Below are 17,188 nucleotides of genomic sequence, written 5' to 3' on the forward strand. Positions count from 1 at the left end.
GCTACAGTAGATCGCGTGCCTCGACCCATCCGTATCGCCTCTGTCAACGTCAACGGAATCCGGGCGGCGGTGCGCAACGGCATGGCTGGATGGCTCGACCGGGCAGACGTTGACATCCTGGCGCTGCAAGAGGTGCGCGCCGAGCTCTCGCACGTCGAGAGTGCGCTGCCCGGGTGGAACCTCGTCCACGACGAGTCGCTCACCAAGGGGCGCTCAGGGGTCGCCGTGGCCAGCCGATTGCCGATCGCGGCCTGGCGTGTCGAGCTCGGCGACGAGACGGTCGACTCGCGCGGCCGATGGATCGAGGCCGACATCGACGTCGATGGCGAGCGCCTGACCGTCGTCAGCGCCTACGTGCACTCCGGCGAAGACGGTACCCCCCGTCAGGACGCCAAGTACGGATTCCTCGACGCGATGGAGCGCCGGATGCCCGACCTCGCCGCCGACGGCTCACTCGCCGTCATCATGGGCGACCTGAACGTCGGCCACCGCACGCTCGACATCAAGAACTGGAAGGGCAACGTCAAGAAGGCCGGGTTCCTCCCGCGCGAACGGGCGTACTTCGATCGGTTCCTCGGCGACGCCGGCGAGCCCGTGACGGGCGTCGACGGTTCGGTCGGGACGGGGCTCGGATGGGTCGACGTGGGGCGCCGCTTCCACGGCGAGGTGGACGGGCCATACACGTGGTGGTCGAATCGCGGTCAGGCCTTCGACAACGACACCGGCTGGCGCATCGACTATCAGCTGGCAGCACCCGCTCTCGCGGACCGAGTCACCGACTACCGAGTCGCCCGGGCGGCCGCCTACTCGGAGCGGTGGAGCGATCACGCGCCGGTCATCGTGGACTACCTGCTCGGCCGGTAGACCCGACAGCGCCGGCCTCCGGGCGACGGCGACCGGGCTGAGGCATCCCGCAACCTAGAATCGACGAGTGAGCAAAGCGCGCCTGTACTCCGGAATGCAGCCCTCGGCCGATTCCCTCCAGATCGGCAACTACATCGGTGCGCTGCTGCAGTGGCGCGATCTGCAGGAGTCCTACGATGCGTTCTTCTCCGTCGTCGATCTGCACGCGCTGACCCAGCCCAACGACCCCGCCGAGCTACGCGAGAAGACCCGCCGCACAGCCGCGCAGTACATCGCCGCCGGCATCGAGCCCGCCAAGTCGACGCTGTACGTGCAGTCGCATGTGCCCGCTCATGCCGAGCTCGCGTGGATCCTCGGCACGCTGACGGGCTTCGGCGAGGCGGGTCGCATGACCCAGTTCAAGGACAAGTCGAGCCGGTACGGCCAGGATGCGACATCCGTCGGTCTCTTCACGTATCCCGTGTTGATGGCGGCCGACATCCTGCTGTACCAGACCGCGGTCGTGCCTGTCGGCGATGACCAGAAGCAGCACATCGAGCTGACGCGCGACCTCGCCGAGCGCTTCAACGCACGCTACGGCGAGACGTTCCGCGTGCCCATGCCGATGATCCAGCAGGAGTCCGCCCGCATCTACGACCTGCAGAATCCGCTGGCCAAGATGTCGAAGTCGGCGGAGTCGGATGCGGGTGTGCTCTGGTTGCTCGATGACCCGGCCGCGACCGCGAAGAAGGTCATGCGCGCGGTCACCGACAGCGACGGCACGGTGCGGTACGACCGCGAGAAGAAGCCGGGCGTCTCGAACCTGCTCGTGATCTACGCGGCGCTGACCGGGCGTCAGATCCCCTCGATCGAGGACGAGTACGCGGGGCGCGGGTACGGCGACTTCAAGAGGGGTCTCGCAGACGTCGTGGTGTCGGAGTTCGAGCCCGTCCGCGCGCGGGCGCTTGAGTTGCTCGACGACCCGGCAGAGCTCGACCGTGTGCTTGCGGCCAACGCCGACCGAGCGGAAGCCGTCGCCGACACGACCCTCGACGCCGTGTACGAGCGCGTCGGGCTGCTCCGCCGCCGCTGAGCCGGCCCGGGCGCACTCACCCGCGTTCACAATTCAGTCCGCAGGCCGCATCCGTCGGTGCCGACCGCGAGATTCCGCGGGCTGGCCTCGATGGGCCGCTCGCGCAGACTGAATTGTGAACGCCATCAACGCACGGTTCCCTGTCGAAGAAGCCCTGTGAGCGCTGCAAACACATCCTGCTCGCGGTAGAGAATGTCTTCAGCAGTGAGTCGCAGGACGCAATAGCCCTGGCGCGCGAGCTCGAGATCCCGGCGGTAGTCCTTGCGTTGCTGCTCCCAGCTGCTGTGATGCGCTTTGCTGTCGCACTCGATGACCAGCCAGCCGTCCACGACGAGATCCACGAACCCGACGCCCACGATCGGCACTTGCAAATCAACGGCACAGCCCAACCGCAGCAACAGCAACCGCACCAGCGACTCGGGACCGGACTCGGCTCGCGGATCGAGAAAACGCCGCAGCACACGGAAGCGACTCGGTAGCGCCGCGAAGACGAAGTCCAGGTCATCCGGCCCCAGGAGTGCCTTGTGCAGCACACTGTCGAGTGTCGCAATCGCATGTTTCGGCTGCTGGCACCGGATGGCCTGGATGGTCGCATCGACGACATCCACCGCGCCCCGCAGAGGTGGCGCGACGAACCGGTGCCAGTGCAGCACCAACCCGTTTCGGGCTCGCTGGGGCACTGGCGTATCGACCGCGAGCGGTGAACGCATACGACTGTCGCCGCGCTCCATATGAACGTGAAGCGCCGAGGCATCGAAGACGAACACCCCCAGCGCTTTCAGCAGGGAGAGGCAGCCGAGCCGTCCGCCGACCCGCACCGCCTGGACGAGCTCCGCCGGTGCGTCGGCCGAGAGATAGTTATCGCGCCGGGCGCGGATGAGCGTACGCATTCGCACCGCAACCGTGATCGCTCGAGAAGTCATTCCGTTCGCGCGAAGCTCGGCGCGCGTCCACACATCCCACATGCGTCGAGATTGGCGGGGCGGGGAGTAGGCGCACGGGCCGTCTGCCGCAACCGGTGGATGACGGTGCACAGACCCTCGCTGGGGAGGACGGGCACTGCCCAGTCCGGCGCGGTTGCGAAACGATCGCCGTTCGCAATTCAGTCCCGGGTGAGAGCGCACCCCGGGCTCGGCCCGGAAAGACACGGGACCCCGCTGGAGCGCACCCCGACGAGACTGAATTAAGGACGGCGAGACGCGTGAGACAGGGGCCGGGTACGGCCGCGGGGCAGATAGGGTCGCGGGGTGGAACCCGTCACCCTGCGCACCGCGCGCCTCGAACTGTCGATCCCGACGCACGCCGATGTCGACGCGATCACGGAGGCCGCGCAGGATTCGGAAGTGCCGCGCTGGACAACACTGCCCTCGCCGTACACACGCGCCGACGCCGAAGAATTCATCGGGAAAGCCGCGAGCTGGTGGGAGTCGACGAGCGAGTTGACCTGGGGCATCCGCATCGACGGATCCTGGATCGGGATGATCGGGTTGCACGCCACGCAGCCGGGCGGTGACGCCGAGATCGGATTCTGGATGGCAAAGGATGCCCGCGGCAACGGGTACCTGACCGAGGCAGCCGTCAGCGTTATCGACTTCGGGTTCGCCGCGCCGCTCTCGCTCGCACGTATCCAGTGGCGCGCGATCGTCGGCAACGTCGCCTCGGCTCGCGCCGCGAGGGCGCTGGGCTTCCGCTACGAGGGCCTGTTGCGTCAGGGACTCTCCGACGTGCGCGGTCGGCACGACGGGTGGGTGGCCGGCTTGCTCGCGTCGGACGACCGGAGGCCACAACCCTGGCCCGTGCTGGACTGAGCGGGCCACGCGGCGCCACCCCGTGGCAGGATGGGCCCCATGCCGGAGATGCCCGAGGTACAGGGACTCGTCGAGTTTCTGCGCGGGCGCATCATCGGCCTGAGCATCGTCAAGGCATCCGTGGCGCAGATTGCGGCGCTCAAGACCTTCGACCCGCAGATCACGGCATTGCACGGGGCATCCGTCGTTTCGGTCGATCGGGCCGGCAAGTTCGTGGACATCGGATGCAGCGGCCCCGCGGACGAACCCGTGCACCTCGTCTTTCATCTCGCCAAGGCGGGGTGGCTCCGCTGGTACGACGCCGTTCCGACCGCGCTCGTCAAACCGGGCCGCTCCCCGATCGCCATCCGTGTTTCGCTGGGCGATGGGTCGGGGTTCGACCTGACCGAGGCGGGTACGAAGAAGTCGCTCGCGGTGTACGTGGTGCGGGACCCGGCCGATGTGCCGGGCATCGCGCGACTGGGTCCCGACCCCCTCGACCCCGCGTTCACTGTCGAGACGCTCGCGGGGCTTTTGGAGGGCCGGCGGACGCAGATCAAGGGTGTGCTGCGCGATCAGTCGATCATCGCGGGCATCGGCAACGCCTACTCCGACGAGGTGCTGCACGTCGCACGGATGTCGCCCTACGCGCTGGCCGCATCACTCACCGCGGCGGACGTGCAGGGGCTGTATGACGCGATGCACACAACGCTTCAGGATGCGGTGGCCACGGCATCCGGCAAACCACCCGCCGACCTGAAAGACGCCAAGCGCCGCGGGATGCGCGTGCACGGTCGACGCGGCGAGGCCTGCCCCGTCTGTGGCGATACCGTGCGGAGCGTCTTCTTCGCCGACAACTCGCTCGAGTACTGCGCCACGTGCCAAACGGGCGGCAAGGTGCTCGCCGACCGTCGCCTGTCGCGGCTGCTGAAGTAGTGGGCGAGATGGCGGGCGCGCCGGTCCCACCGAGCGGGAATGAAACGCGCATGAGCGCGTTGGATAGGATCAAGTAAGAACAACGTGCTCCGGGGTCGGTGAGAATCCGAACCGGCGGTGACAGTCCGCGAGCTGCGGCGCTTCGGCGGTGCGGCTGATCCGGTGAAATTCCGGAATCGACGGTGATGCGTGGGAAACCACGCGAGTCCGGATGAGAGGCAGCACGCGTTGACCGTCCCGACGGTCGACGACGCGCAATTCTTTGCGACACCCCGGATGAATCGAAGGATCCGGGATGACGTACAGCGACACCGAGTGGCAGGCCATGGGCCGCGCCAGAGAGCTGGCGCTCCTCGGTCCCCGGGGCATCAATCCTCAGGTCGGCGCCGTCGTGCTGAGCCCGGCCGGCGAGGTCCTCGCGGAGGGATGGCATCGGGGCGCCGGAAATCCGCACGCCGAGATCGAGGCGCTCTCGCGCCTGTCGCCCGAGGATGCCCGGGACGCGACCATGGTCGTCACCCTCGAGCCGTGCAACCACACCGGTCGCACCGGCCCTTGCGCGATGGCTCTGATTCAAGCCGGCGTTTCGCGCGTCGTGTACGCCGTCGCCGACCCGGCCGAGCCGTCCTCGGGCGGCGCCGAGCGCTTGCGCGACCACGGCATCGAGGTCGAGTCGGGGGTCCGCGCCGACGAGATCACCGAGATGCTCGACTCGTGGCTGTCAGTCGTTCGACTCGGCCGCCCGTTCGTGACCGTGAAGTGGGCGCAGAGCCTCGACGGTCGCGCCGCGGCCGCGGACGGCTCGAGCAAGTGGATCACCGGGTCGGACGCGCGTGCCGACGTGCACCGGCGGCGGGCTGAGGCGGACGCGATCGTGGTCGGAACCGGGACGGTTCTGGCCGATGATCCCGCCCTGACAGCCCGGCTTGCCGACGGCGAGCTCGCCGAATCTCAACCCCTGCCCGTGGTGATCGGGAATCGTGCGGTGCCGGCGGATGCGGCGCTGCGGATGCATCCGCGCGGCGTGCTCGAGGCCCGGACCCAGAACCTGCATCAGGTGCTCGATGACCTGCGCGAACGAGGCGTGCAGAGTGTCTTCGTCGAGGGCGGACCGACACTTGCGAGCGCGTTCGTGCGCTCGGGTCTCGCCGACCGCGTGCTGGCCTACATCGCCCCCGTCCTCCTGGGTGGCGAGAAGACGGCGATCGGCGACATCGGAGTCTCGACGATGACGCAGGCCCGCCGTCTGACCCTCACCAGCATCGAACGACTTGGCGATGACGTCTTGCTCATCGCCGAACCCGCGCGCATCTCCCCCGACGAAAGGACCGACTGACATGTTCACCGGAATCATCGAAGAGATCGGCGCCGTCACGGCGGTCGAACCGTCGGGCGACGGGGTGCGGCTCAGCGTCCGCGCTCCCCTGGCGATATCGGATGCCTCGCACGGCGATTCGATTTCGGTCAACGGAGTATGTCTGACCGTGGTCGCGAGCGACGAGTCCTCGTTCACGGCCGATGTGATGCGTCAGACGCTCGACATGTCGACACTCGCGAGTTTCGGCCCCGGGCGCTCCGTGAACATCGAGCGCGCAACGGCCGTTGGCACGCGCCTCGGCGGTCACGTCGTTCAGGGCCACGTCGACGGAAAGGGCGTGATCCTGGAGGTCCGACCCGGCGAACGCTGGCGTGTTGTGCGCGTCGGCGTGCCGGCGGCGCTCGCGCCCCTCGTCGTCGACAAGGGGTCGATCGCGATCGACGGCGTTTCGCTCACGATCAGCGCGGTGAGCGATCCGGACGCCGCCGAACAGTGGCTCGAGGTCTCCCTCATTCCCGAGACGCTCGAGGCGACGACGCTCGCCGATCGCAACCCCGGGGATGCCGTCAACCTCGAGACAGACATCCTCGCCCGCCACGTGCAGCGCATGCTCGCGTTCACCACAACACCGCCCGCAACACCCCCAAGTGAAGGAGGCTCACGATGAGCCTTTCCCCCATTTCCGTCGCCCTGGACGCGCTTCGCGCCGGGCGACCCGTGATCGTCGCCGACGACGAGAACCGAGAGAACGAGGGCGATGTCGTGCTGTCGGCCGAGCTCGCGACACCCGAATGGGTTGCGTGGACGGTCCGCTGGTCGTCAGGTTTCATCTGCGCCCCGATGCCGTCCGAGATCGCCGACACGCTCGATCTGCCGCCCATGGTGGCGCACAACGAGGATGCTCGGGGCACGGCGTACACGGTCAGCGTGGACGCCGCCGACCGTATCTCGACCGGCATCAGCGCCGCGGACCGCGCGCACACCCTGAACGTTTTGGCGAACCCCGAGTCGACGGCGGCGAGCGTCACCCGCCCCGGGCACGTCCTTCCCCTGCGCGCCGTCGACGGGGGCGTGCGTGAGCGCGGCGGCCACACCGAAGCCGCCGTCGAGCTGATGCGCCTCGCGGGCCTGCGGCCGGTGGGTGCGATCGCCGAGATCGTGGCCGAAGACGGCAGCATGATGCGCCTGCCCGGTCTGATGGAGCTCGGCGAGCGCGACGGGGTCCCCGTGATCACCATCGAGCAGCTGATCGCGTACCTCGAAGAACACGAGCCGCGCGAGGCCGAGACGCACAACGTGCACCGCCGTCGTGTCAGCCTGCGCGCCGAATCCCTCGTGCCGACGAATCACGGCACGTTCCGTTTTCTGGCGTACAAAGATCGCGTCACGGGCACCGACCACCTCGCGGTCGTATCGGGCGAGATCGCGGACGCACCGCTCGTACGCGTGCACTCGGAGTGCCTGACCGGCGAGGCGTTCGGGTCTCTCAAGTGCGAATGCGGCCCTCAGCTGGACGCCGCGCTCGACACGATCGCCGAGAAGGGCGGCGTCGTCGTCTACATGCGCGGTCACGAGGGCCGCGGCATCGGCCTCATCAACAAGCTCCGCGCATACAGCCTGCAGGAAGCGGGCCTCGACACGGTCGATGCGAACCTCGCCCTCGGGCTGCCCGCCGACGCCCGCGACTACGCCGCGGCAGCGGGCATCCTGTCCGATCTCGGCATCGAGCGTGTGCGGCTCATGACGAACAACCCTGACAAGGTCGACCAGCTGCGTGAGTTCGGCCTCGACATCGTGGAGCAGGTTCCCCTGCTGGTCGGCGTCGGCCCCAACAACCACCAGTACCTCGAGACGAAGCGTGACCGGATGGGTCACCTCATCGCCGAGCAAGAGCTCGCCGATGCATTCGCCGATATGAAGACGGGAAACGACGTATGAGCGGTAAGGGAGCGCCCGTCCTGCGGGCAGAGGACAAGCCGGATGCCTCGGGGCTGCGCGTCGTGATCGTCGCCGGTGAGTGGCACGAGCAGATCAGCGACGGCATGATCGCGGGCGCGACGCGTGCCCTGGACGAGTCCGGTGCGGACTACTCCCTCGTGCGCGTGCCCGGCTCGTTCGAGCTGCCCGTGGCGTGCAAAGTGGCGCTCGAGGCCGGAGCCGATGCCGTTGTCGCCCTCGGAGTCATCATCCGCGGCGGCACCCCGCACTTCGAATTCGTCTCTTCCGCGGCGACCGATGGTCTGACGCGCGTGGCGCTCGACACGGGCAAGCCGGTCGGTTTCGGTGTGCTCACGCTGGATGACGAGCAGCAGGGCATCGACCGGGCGGGCCTGCCGGGCTCACGCGAAGACAAGGGTTATGAGGCCGCGGATGCCGCGATCCGCACCGCCCTCGTTCTGAAGGCGCTGCGGGGCTGACCCGTTCACGCCGGTGAGGCCCACCTTGCTGGCGCAGTGGCACGAAGCACCCCTACCGTGGTGCCATGGAGATCCTGCGTCACATCGTCGTGTTCGTGCATATCACCGGCTTCGCGATCCTCTTCGGCGCGTGGGCCGCACAGGCCTGGGGCGGTAAGCGCCAGATCACCGGGCTGATGAACGTCGGCCTCGCGATCGCGGCCGTCGCCGGGCTCGTGCTCGCGGCCCCGTGGGGCATCGAGTACGACCTGAACTACGTGAAGATCGGCGTCAAGCTGGTCGTGCTGCTGATCATCGGTGCCCTCATGGGCATCGGCCAGGCCCGTGGTCGGCGGAGCGGTTCTGTGCCACCGCCGCTGTTCTGGTCGATCGGCGTACTGACCCTGCTGAACGCGGGCATCGCCGTCATCTGGCGCTAGCCCGGCAGGTTCAGTCCAGGAACAGGGCGCGCAGGCGCTTCGTCGTGAACACGAGGCCGATCGCGATCATCACGACGTAGTACAGCACGTGCCAGAGCATGCCCGGGTGCAGCGACCCCGTCGTGAGACCCCGCACCAGCTCGACGCCGTGCCAGAGCGGGAGCGCGCGCACGATCGCCTGCACCCACTCCGGATACACCGTGATCGGGTAGAACGTCGCCGAGAACAGGAACATCGGCAGCAGCACGAAGTTGATCCAGTCCATGTGCTGAAACGCCTTCATGTAGCTCGTCACGGCCATCCCGAGGCTCGCGAAGCCGAAGGCGATCAGCATGACCGCGGGCAGCGCAAGGATCGCGGTCCACGACAGGTTGAGGCCGGCGAACTGCATGATGATGAGGAATCCGGATGCGTAGAGCAGACCGCGCAGCAGCGCGTACAGGATCTCGCCGAGCGCGACGTCGAGCGGACCCAGCGAGGTGGCGAGCATGCCCTCGTAGAGCTTGCCGTAGTTGAGCTTGAAGAAGACGTTCCACGTCGAGTCGTAGATCGCCCCGTTCATCGCCGAGACGGCCAGCAGCGCGGGCGCGATGAACGCCGCGTACGACACCACGAGACCCGCGGATGTCTCAACCGAGCCGATCAGGGCACCGAGCCCGATGCCCATCGAGGCGAGGTAGAACACGGGCTCGAAGAAGCCCGAGAGCACCACGATCCAGCTCGACGATCGCGCGGCGAGCAGGCCGCGTTGCACGACCGCACCGGGGTTTCCGGCCCACAGCGCCCGCACCCCGCCGCCGCGGACCGGAGCGGCATCCGCCCTCATCGCCGACGCGCTCATCGTGCGAGCCTCCGCGTGAAGATCCGGCGTGCGAGCACGTACCCGCCGACGGCCAGCACGGTGAGGTAGACGATGTGGACGACGATCATCACGACCGACTCGTCGCGCCCGTATGTGAGGGCGCGGCCGAGCTCGGTGGCGTGCCAGAGCGGCGAGATCCAGCCGATCCACTGCAGCCACACGGGCAGGGTCGCCAGGGGGTAGAACGTGCCGGAGAACAGGAACATCGGCATGAACACGAAGCGCTGCACGAGCGCGAACTGGCCTCGATCATCCTGAATCGACGAGGCATACGCCAACAGCGGGGTGCCGAACGCGAGCCCCGCGAGCAGGCTGACGAGGACGGCGATCGATCCCGTGGCGAGGTTCGGCACAGCGCCGAACACGCACAGGAACGCGAAGTAGGCGACCGCGACGACGACCATGCGCGCCGTCGCCCCGAACACCACACCCGTGGCGATCTGCGAGCTGGAGAGCGGCGACGCGTTGAAGCCGAAGAAGTAACGGCGCCACTTGAACCCCGCCATGACCGGGTAGGTGAACTCTTCGCTCGCGACCGAGATCGTGGCGGTCATGAGCAGCGCCGGCGCCACGAACACGAGGTACGAAACTTCGCGCCCGCCGTCGACGATCGGCACGTCGATCAGCGCGGCGAGACCGACCGCGAGGCCGAGCAGATACAGGATCGGCTGACCGAGCGCGCCGACGACGATCGTCCAGCCGTAGGCGCGCATTGCGCGGACCATGTGTTCGGTGACGTACCAGGCACCGCGGGCGCGTGGGCGCCGGCCCCACTCGAGTGCCTCCTGGCGGAGCTCGTCGAGGGTCGGCGAGCTGATGGCCCGATCGCTCATTCGATCAGCGACCTTCCGGTGAGGCGCAGGAAGACGTCCTCGAGGCTCGATCGCCGCACGAGGGAGGTGATCGGCTCGAGCCCGAGCTGGGTGATCCGCTCGAGCGCGTGCTCGCCGTTGTCTGCGTAGATCAGAACGCGGTCGGGCAGGACTTCGACCCGCTCGCCGATGCCCTCGAGCTGCGGCGCCACCTCGGCGTTGCGGTCGGATCCGAAGCGCACCTCGAGCACCTCGCGCGTCGAGTGCGCACGGATGAGGGACGCCGGGGTGCCCTCGGCCATGATGCGGCCCTTGTCGACCACGATCAGGCGGTCGCAGAGCTGCTCGGCCTCGTCCATGTAGTGCGTGGTGAGCACGAGCGTCGTGCCGGTCTCTTTGAGCCGGAAGAGGCGGTCCCAGAGGACGTGCCGCGCCTGCGGGTCGAGCCCGGTCGTCGGCTCGTCGAGCAGCAGGATGCGCGGGTCGTTGACGAGCCCGCGCGCGATCGTCAGCCGCCGCTTCATCCCACCCGAGAGCTGATCGACCTTGCTCGTCGCCTTGTCTTCGAGCTGGGCGAACGCGAGCAGCTCCTCGGCCTTCTGCCGGCAGACGCTCGCGGGCAGACCGAAATAGCGGCCGTAGATGAAGAGGTTCTCGCGCGCGTTGAGCTCGCCATCCAGGTTGTCCTGCTGCGGCACGACACCCAGGCGCGAGCGGATGTCGGGGCCGTGGCGATCGGGGTCGAGCCCGAGGATCGACAGGTCGCCGCTCGTGCGCGTCGACACCGCGCCGATCATCTTCATGGTCGTGGACTTGCCGGCACCGTTCGGCCCGAGCAAGCCGAACGACTCCCCCGGTGCGATGTCGAAACTCAGCCCGTCGACGGCGACGAAGTCGGGCTTACCCTTCACTCGATAGGTCTTGACGAGCGAGTCGGCGGAGATGACGGCTTCTGGCACCGGACAACCCTACTCAACACAGGACTAACGGCAGCCGACGACATCGCCGGCTGCCGTTAGTTTGGACTCAGTGCTTGCGGCCCTCGAGGGCGGCGCGGTCGATCTCTTCCTGGTTCTCGACGAACGGCGTTCCATGGGTGTGGAAGGTCGCAACCGTCTTCATCCCCCAGGCCTGACCCTTCGCCCGCTCGGCGGCGGTCCACTCCACGACCGGCCAGTCGGGGTCCAGGATCAGGCGCGCACCGGCGTTGGCGAACTCGATGCGGTTGCCACCCGGCTCCCAGACGTACAGGAAGAACGTCTGGTTGATCGCGTGCTTGTAGGGGCCGTACTCGATGTAGACCTTGTTCTCGAGGAAGATGTCGGCGGCCTTGAGGATGTCTTCGCGCGTGTCGGGCGCGAGGGCGAAGTGGTGGAAGCGCCCGCGGGTGCCGGTCCAGTCCTCCGAGTACACGACGTCGTACGACTTCTGCGCGAAGCGGAACCACCAGGCCGCGTACCCGCCCTCGTCCTTCACGACCCGTTCGGACTCACGAGCGCCCATGACATCCCGCCAGAACTCGCCGGCCTTGGTGACATCGGCCGCGAGGTAGTTGATGTGGTCCATGCGGCGCACGTTCACGCCCCGCCCGGGGAATGCCGACGCCTGGTTCTTCAGGGCCGGGGTGTCCTTCTCATCCGGCACGTAGTGCTCGGTGTCGTAGTAGATGGCCATGAGGTGGCCGTCCGGGTCTTCGAACTCGTACGAGCGGCCGACGCCCACCTCGGGCTCGCGCCATCCGTGTCCGAGGCCCGCGGCCTCGATCGCCGCGACCCGACGCTCGAGTGCCTCTTCGCTCGAGGCACGGTACAGCGACCGGCCGACGCCGTTGGTGTCGGAGGCCGTGAGCTTGATCGTGTACAGCTGGTACTCGTCCCAGCAGCGCAGGTACGCCGAGTTGCCGATGCGCGCGACCTCGCGCATCGCGAGCAGGTCGCGGAAGAACCACAGGCTCTCTTCGAACTTCGGGGTGAACAGTTCGACGGCGCCGAGGTGGGCGATGTCGAAGTTCTCGGTGCGGGCCATGGGGTGTCCTCTCTGACGTTTCGTATTTCAGGCTAGAGTCGCGGCCGGGGAAAGACCGTGCCGTCGAAAATCTTGCGGGCGGTGCGCTCGGACACGGAGGTGCCGTACCACCGCCCGTCCGCACGCTGCTCGACGGCCACGCGGGCCGGGAACGATCCCGTCGGGTGCTCGATGAGCGTCGGGTCCGCATCGGCCCGCACCGCCAGGTCGGACCCCACGGCGCCCGGGATGCGGATGCCCGCGGCGACGGATGCCGCCATCAGCACCCCGATCGACGTGTGTACGCGTGACGGAATGAACGCCCGCGTCGAGATCGCGCCCCCCGCGCGCGGGGGCGACAGCAGGAACATCTTCGGCACCGTCTGGGCAGCAACATCCCCGAGGCCCATCAGCGGCCCGGCCTGAAGGCGGATCTCTTCGATAGCGCGCGCGAGCTCCGGCCGCGCCTCGAGCTCGTGCGGAGCCTCGTCGCCCGCGACGGCGAACTCCTCCGCCCGCAGCAGCACGACGGGCATCCCGTTGTCGATCAGCGTGACGTTGTGACCAGCGATCTCGTCGACGACCCTCCCGGTCGGCAGGAGGGGCGAGTCTCCACCGATCCGAAGCTCGATCGCGCACGAGATTCCCGGCACCCCGTCGATCGAGAAGTCACCGTCGTACTCCACCACGCCACCGGGTGTCCGGATGCGGGTGCTCGCGACATCACCGGTGTTCAGCATCCGGATCCGCACGGGGGTTTCACCATCGCGCGCCTCGACGAGCCCGCGCTCGATGGCGAAGGGTCCGACGCCCGCGAGCAGGTTGCCGCACGTCTGCGCGTCGCTGACGACGGGTTCATCAACCACGACCTGCAGGAACAGGTAGTCGACGTCAATGTCGGGTTCGTCGGAGCGCGACACGATCGCGACCTTGCTCGTGAGGGGGTGCGCTCCCCCGAGCCCGTCGATCTGAGCCGGGTCCGGGCTGCCCATGATCCGCAGCATCAGGTCGTCGCGTTCGGCGGGGTCCCGCGGCACGTCGTCGGCCACGAAGTACGCGCCCTTCGAGGTGCCGCCCCGCATGAGCATGCAGCGGATGCCGTCAGCGCCCGCCATGCTCCGCCTCGTACTCCGCTTCCGTCAGGTATCTGCCGCCGAGGTCGGCGAAGACCTGACGCAGACCCTTGCGATCCAGACTCAGCTGACCGCCCTGATAGGCGGCGCGGTCCGCCGCCTCCTTCTCGACGCGGGAATCGGATGCCTCGAGCACACGTTCGGCGTCGCCGCGCGGAACGCACATCACCCCGTCGTCGTCGGCGATGACCACGTCTCCCGCCCGCACGACCACTCCCCCGACGACGATCGGCACGTTGACCGAGCCCGCCGTCGCCTTGACGGTTCCCTGCGCGTTGATCGCGCTCGACCAGACCGGAAAGCCCATTTCGCGCAGGTCGACGACGTCCCGCACGCCCGTCGTCGTGACGAGCCCGCGCACGCCGCGCTGCGCCAGAGCCGTCGCGAACAGTTCGCCGAAGGCGCCGTCGACGGAGGGCGAGGTCGTTGCGACGACCAGGATGTCGCCGGGCTGGCACTGCTCGATCGCGACGTGGATCATCAGGTTGTCGCCGGGCCACGAGAGCACGGTCACCGCGGATCCGGCGATGCGCGAGCCATCCTGGATCGGACGGATGTCTGCTCCGACGAGCCCGATGCGTCCCATGGCTTCATGGACCGTCGCGACGCCGTGCACGCCGAGCGCGTCGATCGTGGCGGCGTCCGCCCGGGCGACATCCGTGATGACGATGCCGGTCTGCTGCGTTCCGGTCATGCCAGGACGTCCGTGACCTGCGGGTAGTAGCGCATGTACGCCTCGCCCATGGTGTCGACGGGCAGCCCCAGGTTGGGTCCGGCGTTCCGCTTGACCTGCACCCCGCGGCGCACGGCGAGCGAGGTGTAGTACTCCCACATGTGCTTCTGGGCGGGCAGGCACTCCATGGCCTTCTGCTTCAGCGGGAACGCCTCGGTGATATCGAGCAACACGTTGGGTTTGAAGTCGGATTGCTCGGGCTGATGGGGCTCGAAGAAGAACACCGGCGGCGCGCCGATGATGTCGTCCGTGCCGGGGTAGGTGCCGTCGGAGTTCGCAACCCCGATTGCCTGTGCGAGCACACGCGCCTGCAGCGCCATCCGCGCGGCGGCGGGGTGGTCGCCGTTGTAGGGATCGCTGAGCGGATGCGTCAGCACCACCATCGGCTGTGTGCGCCGGAAGACATCCACGAGCTTCTGCACCGCCTCGGGCGACTCGATCAGCGGGTAGTCGCCGAGGTCGAGGAATTCGATGTCGGCTCCCAGCGCGGCGGCCGCCGCGGAGGCCTCGTCGCGCCGGATGGCCTTGATCTCGTCCAGGGGCTTGCCCGCGAGCCACTGGCTCGCCGACTCGCCGCGCTCGCCATACGAGAGGCACACGACGGTTGCGCGTTCGCCGCGCAACGTGGCGGCGGCGATCGCTCCACCGGCGCGCCACACGAAGTCGCCGGCGTGTGCGCTGACGACAAGAAGCGAAGGGGACGTTTCTGCCATGCGGGAACTCCTGTCTGGTACCGACAGCGAATCACACCCCTAGCGGCATGGTCAAGAAATTGGTTACAATCCTGGCGACGCTAAATCCCTCTGGACATAGGGATATGCCCTCCGTACGATCAGGACCACCGACAAAGATGTTGAAAGGAACCACCATGGCCAGCAATCTGCAGCAGGTACTCGACGAGGCGGGCAATACCGTCGAGATGCTGCGCAACTCGAAGCTCGGCACGTACATCTATCCGGTGGTCCCGGCCGAGTTCTCGAACTGGCGCCGCGAGCAGATCGCCTGGCGAGAGGCCGCCGTCCTCTTCGACCAGACGCACCACATGGTGAACCTGTTCGTGTCCGGCCCCGACGCCCTGAAGCTCCTCGCCGACACCGGCATCAACAGCTTCACGAACTTCCCCGTGAACACGGCCAAGCAGTTCGTGCCGACCGCGTCCAACGGCGGAGTGATCGGCGACGGCATCCTGTTCCGCGAGGGAGAGAACGACTACGTCTACGTCGGACGCGCACCGGGTGCCAACTGGTTGCAGTACCACGCCGAGACCGGCGGCTACAAGGTCGACGTCACCTACGACGACCGCTCGCCCTCGCGCCCGTACGGCGAAGCCGTGTCGCGCAAGTACTACCGCTTCCAGATCCAGGGCCCGAACGCCTGGCCGATCATCGAGAAGCTCAACGGCGGCGAACTCGAGAAGGTCAAGTTCTTCCACATGGGAGAGCTCACGATCGCGGGCGAGAAGGTCCACACCCTGCGTCACGGCATGGCCGGAGCGCCCGGACTGGAGCTCTGGGGCCCGTACGAGCAGCACGGCAAGATCCGCCAGGCGATCCTCGAGGCCGGTGCCGAGTTCGGCATCGAGCCCTGCGGCTCTCGCGCCTACTCCTCCAACACGCTGGAGTCGGGATGGATCCCCTCGCCGCTGCCCGCCATCTACTCGAGCGAGGCCGAGCGCGCCTACCGCGAGTGGCTGCCTGCCAACAGCTACGAGGCGATCAACGCCCTCGCCGGATCGTTCGTCTCGGACGACATCGAGGACTACTACCTCAGCCCGTGGGAGCTCGGTTACGGCTCGTTCGTGAAGTTCGACCACGACTTCATCGGTCGCGACGCGCTCGAGAAGATCGATCCCGAGACGCAGCGCAAGAAGGTCACGCTCGCCTGGAACGACGAGGATCTGAAGAAGATCCTCACGAGCGTCATCGACCGCGAGGGCGTCGGCTACCAGTTCTTCGACCTGCCGAACGCTAACTACGGCTCGTCGAACTACGACGCGGTGATCGACGCCGATGGCAACACCGTCGGCCTGTCGCTGTTCACCGGCGTGACCGCGAACGAGAAGCGCGGCCTGTCGCTCGCGACCGTCGACCGCGACGTGCCGATCGGAACCGAGCTGCAGGTCGTCTGGGGCGAGCCGAACGGCGGATCCGGCAAGACCACGGTTCAGCCGCACGAGCAGATCGCCGTTCGCGCGGTCGTCAGCCCGGTCCCCTACGCCGTCACCGCCCGCCAGGAGTACCAGGGCGGCTGGCGCTCGACCGGTCAGCTCTGATCTGATCTGATCCTCCACCGCAGATGGCCCGCACCCTTTCGGGGGTGCGGGCCATCTGCGGTGGAAATCGCGCAACGACGACCCCGCTCACGTCGATATCGGCACGTACGCGACGACGGATGCCTCGTCGGCCTCCGAGTACTGGGGTCCGAGCCAGGCGGCTCCCTCCGCGGTCAGCTGCGCTCCCACCGCCTCGATGGGCTCCCCCTCGACCGCCGGCAGCACCGCAACGACGACGCGGGCTGAGCCCTCGCTCGGGACGACGCTCAGGAACGCGCGACCGTCACCGAATGCGAGCCACGGGTCACACGCGGTGATCCGCAGCATCCCCCGATGACCGATGATCTGGACCGTTCCCCCGAACCGCACCTCGCCGCGCGCGCGGGACACCTCGGGGAAGAAGAACCGTGGCGGGTGCGCGCCGTCGACGAGGTCCGCGACCCCGTCGACGGCGACGACGCCGTCAGGCAGATGCGCGACATAGCTGGTCAGGCTCTCGCGAATCCCCCATTCGAGACCGGAAGGACGTCGACTCTTGGTCCGACGAAACAACATCGGC

General features: G+C 67.8%; 19 protein-coding genes and 1 riboswitch. Of the genes, 10 read left to right on the forward strand and 9 right to left on the reverse strand.

Going from position 1 to position 17,188, the window contains the following annotated elements; all coding sequences use genetic code 11:
* Positions 1-15: 15 nt before the first annotated feature.
* Both CGU34_RS11205 and trpS read left to right on the forward strand, forming a co-directional pair.
* The gene (locus tag CGU34_RS11205; protein ID WP_198517757.1) at positions 16-864 is read left to right on the forward strand and encodes an exodeoxyribonuclease III; all 849 of its coding nucleotides are present in this window, start codon (positions 16-18) and stop codon (positions 862-864) included.
* A 67-nt stretch (positions 865-931) separates the two neighbouring features.
* Positions 932-1,936 carry a tryptophan--tRNA ligase gene (gene trpS / locus CGU34_RS11210; RefSeq protein WP_100814137.1) on the forward strand — a complete coding sequence of 335 codons (1,005 nt, stop codon included), beginning with the start codon at positions 932-934 and terminating at the stop codon, positions 1,934-1,936.
* Between the two features lie 125 nt (positions 1,937-2,061).
* Here trpS and CGU34_RS11215 read toward each other — a convergent pair whose 3' ends face one another.
* A complete protein-coding gene (locus CGU34_RS11215) occupies positions 2,062-2,826 on the reverse strand; it encodes an endonuclease domain-containing protein (RefSeq protein ID WP_232711650.1) in 765 nt (254 codons plus the stop codon).
* Positions 2,827-3,183: 357 nt separating this feature from the next.
* Here CGU34_RS11215 and CGU34_RS11220 point away from each other — a divergent pair, with 357 nt between their 5' ends.
* From CGU34_RS11220 to CGU34_RS11250, 7 genes are all read left to right on the forward strand, one after another.
* Positions 3,184-3,744 carry a GNAT family N-acetyltransferase gene (locus CGU34_RS11220; protein WP_100814138.1) on the forward strand — a complete coding sequence of 187 codons (561 nt, stop codon included), beginning with the start codon at positions 3,184-3,186 and terminating at the stop codon, positions 3,742-3,744.
* A 39-nt stretch (positions 3,745-3,783) separates the two neighbouring features.
* Complete coding sequence (locus CGU34_RS11225) at positions 3,784-4,659, forward strand: Fpg/Nei family DNA glycosylase (protein ID WP_100814139.1); 876 nt, start codon at positions 3,784-3,786, stop codon at positions 4,657-4,659.
* Positions 4,660-4,740: 81 nt separating this feature from the next.
* A riboswitch (FMN riboswitch) is annotated at positions 4,741-4,887 on the forward strand.
* A 67-nt stretch (positions 4,888-4,954) separates the two neighbouring features.
* The gene (gene ribD / locus CGU34_RS11230) at positions 4,955-5,995 is read left to right on the forward strand and encodes a bifunctional diaminohydroxyphosphoribosylaminopyrimidine deaminase/5-amino-6-(5-phosphoribosylamino)uracil reductase RibD (protein WP_100814140.1); all 1,041 of its coding nucleotides are present in this window, start codon (positions 4,955-4,957) and stop codon (positions 5,993-5,995) included.
* A gap of 1 nt (position 5,996) precedes the next feature.
* Positions 5,997-6,644: a riboflavin synthase gene (locus CGU34_RS11235; protein WP_100814141.1), complete on the forward strand. Its 648-nt coding sequence runs from the start codon at positions 5,997-5,999 to the stop codon at positions 6,642-6,644.
* A complete protein-coding gene (locus CGU34_RS11240; RefSeq protein ID WP_036299292.1) occupies positions 6,641-7,915 on the forward strand; it encodes a bifunctional 3,4-dihydroxy-2-butanone-4-phosphate synthase/GTP cyclohydrolase II in 1,275 nt (424 codons plus the stop codon). Before CGU34_RS11235 ends, CGU34_RS11240 begins: the two co-directional genes overlap by 4 nt.
* Complete coding sequence (gene ribH, locus CGU34_RS11245; RefSeq protein WP_100814142.1) at positions 7,912-8,394, forward strand: 6,7-dimethyl-8-ribityllumazine synthase; 483 nt, start codon at positions 7,912-7,914, stop codon at positions 8,392-8,394. The genes CGU34_RS11240 and ribH overlap by 4 nt, the downstream gene beginning before the upstream one ends.
* A gap of 65 nt (positions 8,395-8,459) precedes the next feature.
* Positions 8,460-8,813: a hypothetical protein gene (locus CGU34_RS11250; RefSeq protein ID WP_036299296.1), complete on the forward strand. Its 354-nt coding sequence runs from the start codon at positions 8,460-8,462 to the stop codon at positions 8,811-8,813.
* A 10-nt stretch (positions 8,814-8,823) separates the two neighbouring features.
* On the opposite strand, the gene CGU34_RS11255 is transcribed toward CGU34_RS11250, so the two are convergent.
* The 7 genes from CGU34_RS11255 to CGU34_RS11285 form a co-directional block, all read right to left on the reverse strand.
* Complete coding sequence (locus CGU34_RS11255) at positions 8,824-9,654, reverse strand: ABC transporter permease (RefSeq protein WP_036299298.1); 831 nt, start codon at positions 9,652-9,654, stop codon at positions 8,824-8,826.
* Complete coding sequence (locus tag CGU34_RS11260; RefSeq protein WP_100814143.1) at positions 9,651-10,508, reverse strand: ABC transporter permease; 858 nt, start codon at positions 10,506-10,508, stop codon at positions 9,651-9,653. The genes CGU34_RS11255 and CGU34_RS11260 overlap by 4 nt, the downstream gene beginning before the upstream one ends.
* The gene (locus CGU34_RS11265; RefSeq protein ID WP_100814144.1) at positions 10,505-11,446 is read right to left on the reverse strand and encodes an ABC transporter ATP-binding protein; all 942 of its coding nucleotides are present in this window, start codon (positions 11,444-11,446) and stop codon (positions 10,505-10,507) included. Before CGU34_RS11265 ends, CGU34_RS11260 begins: the two co-directional genes overlap by 4 nt.
* A 67-nt stretch (positions 11,447-11,513) precedes the next feature.
* Positions 11,514-12,512: a VOC family protein gene (locus CGU34_RS11270; protein ID WP_100814145.1), complete on the reverse strand. Its 999-nt coding sequence runs from the start codon at positions 12,510-12,512 to the stop codon at positions 11,514-11,516.
* A gap of 32 nt (positions 12,513-12,544) precedes the next feature.
* Positions 12,545-13,606, reverse strand: a complete 1,062-nt coding sequence (locus tag CGU34_RS11275; protein WP_100814146.1) for a 4-oxalomesaconate tautomerase — start codon at positions 13,604-13,606, stop codon at positions 12,545-12,547.
* Positions 13,593-14,318, reverse strand: a complete 726-nt coding sequence (locus CGU34_RS11280) for a 4-carboxy-4-hydroxy-2-oxoadipate aldolase/oxaloacetate decarboxylase (protein ID WP_100814147.1) — start codon at positions 14,316-14,318, stop codon at positions 13,593-13,595. The genes CGU34_RS11275 and CGU34_RS11280 overlap by 14 nt, the downstream gene beginning before the upstream one ends.
* A complete protein-coding gene (locus CGU34_RS11285; RefSeq protein ID WP_100814148.1) occupies positions 14,315-15,070 on the reverse strand; it encodes a PIG-L deacetylase family protein in 756 nt (251 codons plus the stop codon). Before CGU34_RS11285 ends, CGU34_RS11280 begins: the two co-directional genes overlap by 4 nt.
* 155 nt (positions 15,071-15,225) lie before the next feature.
* On the opposite strand from CGU34_RS11285, the gene ligM reads away from it, so the two are divergent.
* Positions 15,226-16,629, forward strand: coding sequence for a vanillate/3-O-methylgallate O-demethylase (gene ligM / locus CGU34_RS11290; RefSeq protein ID WP_100814149.1), 1,404 nt, complete (start codon positions 15,226-15,228; stop codon positions 16,627-16,629).
* Positions 16,630-16,716: 87 nt separating this feature from the next.
* Here the strand turns inward: ligM and CGU34_RS11295 are convergent, their stop codons facing one another.
* A complete protein-coding gene (locus CGU34_RS11295; RefSeq protein WP_036299315.1) occupies positions 16,717-17,184 on the reverse strand; it encodes an HtaA domain-containing protein in 468 nt (155 codons plus the stop codon).
* Positions 17,185-17,188 lie beyond the last annotated feature (4 nt).

It is taken from the genome of Microbacterium lacus, assembly GCF_002812805.1.
Taxonomy (GTDB): Bacteria; Actinomycetota; Actinomycetes; order Actinomycetales; family Microbacteriaceae; genus Microbacterium; species Microbacterium lacus_A.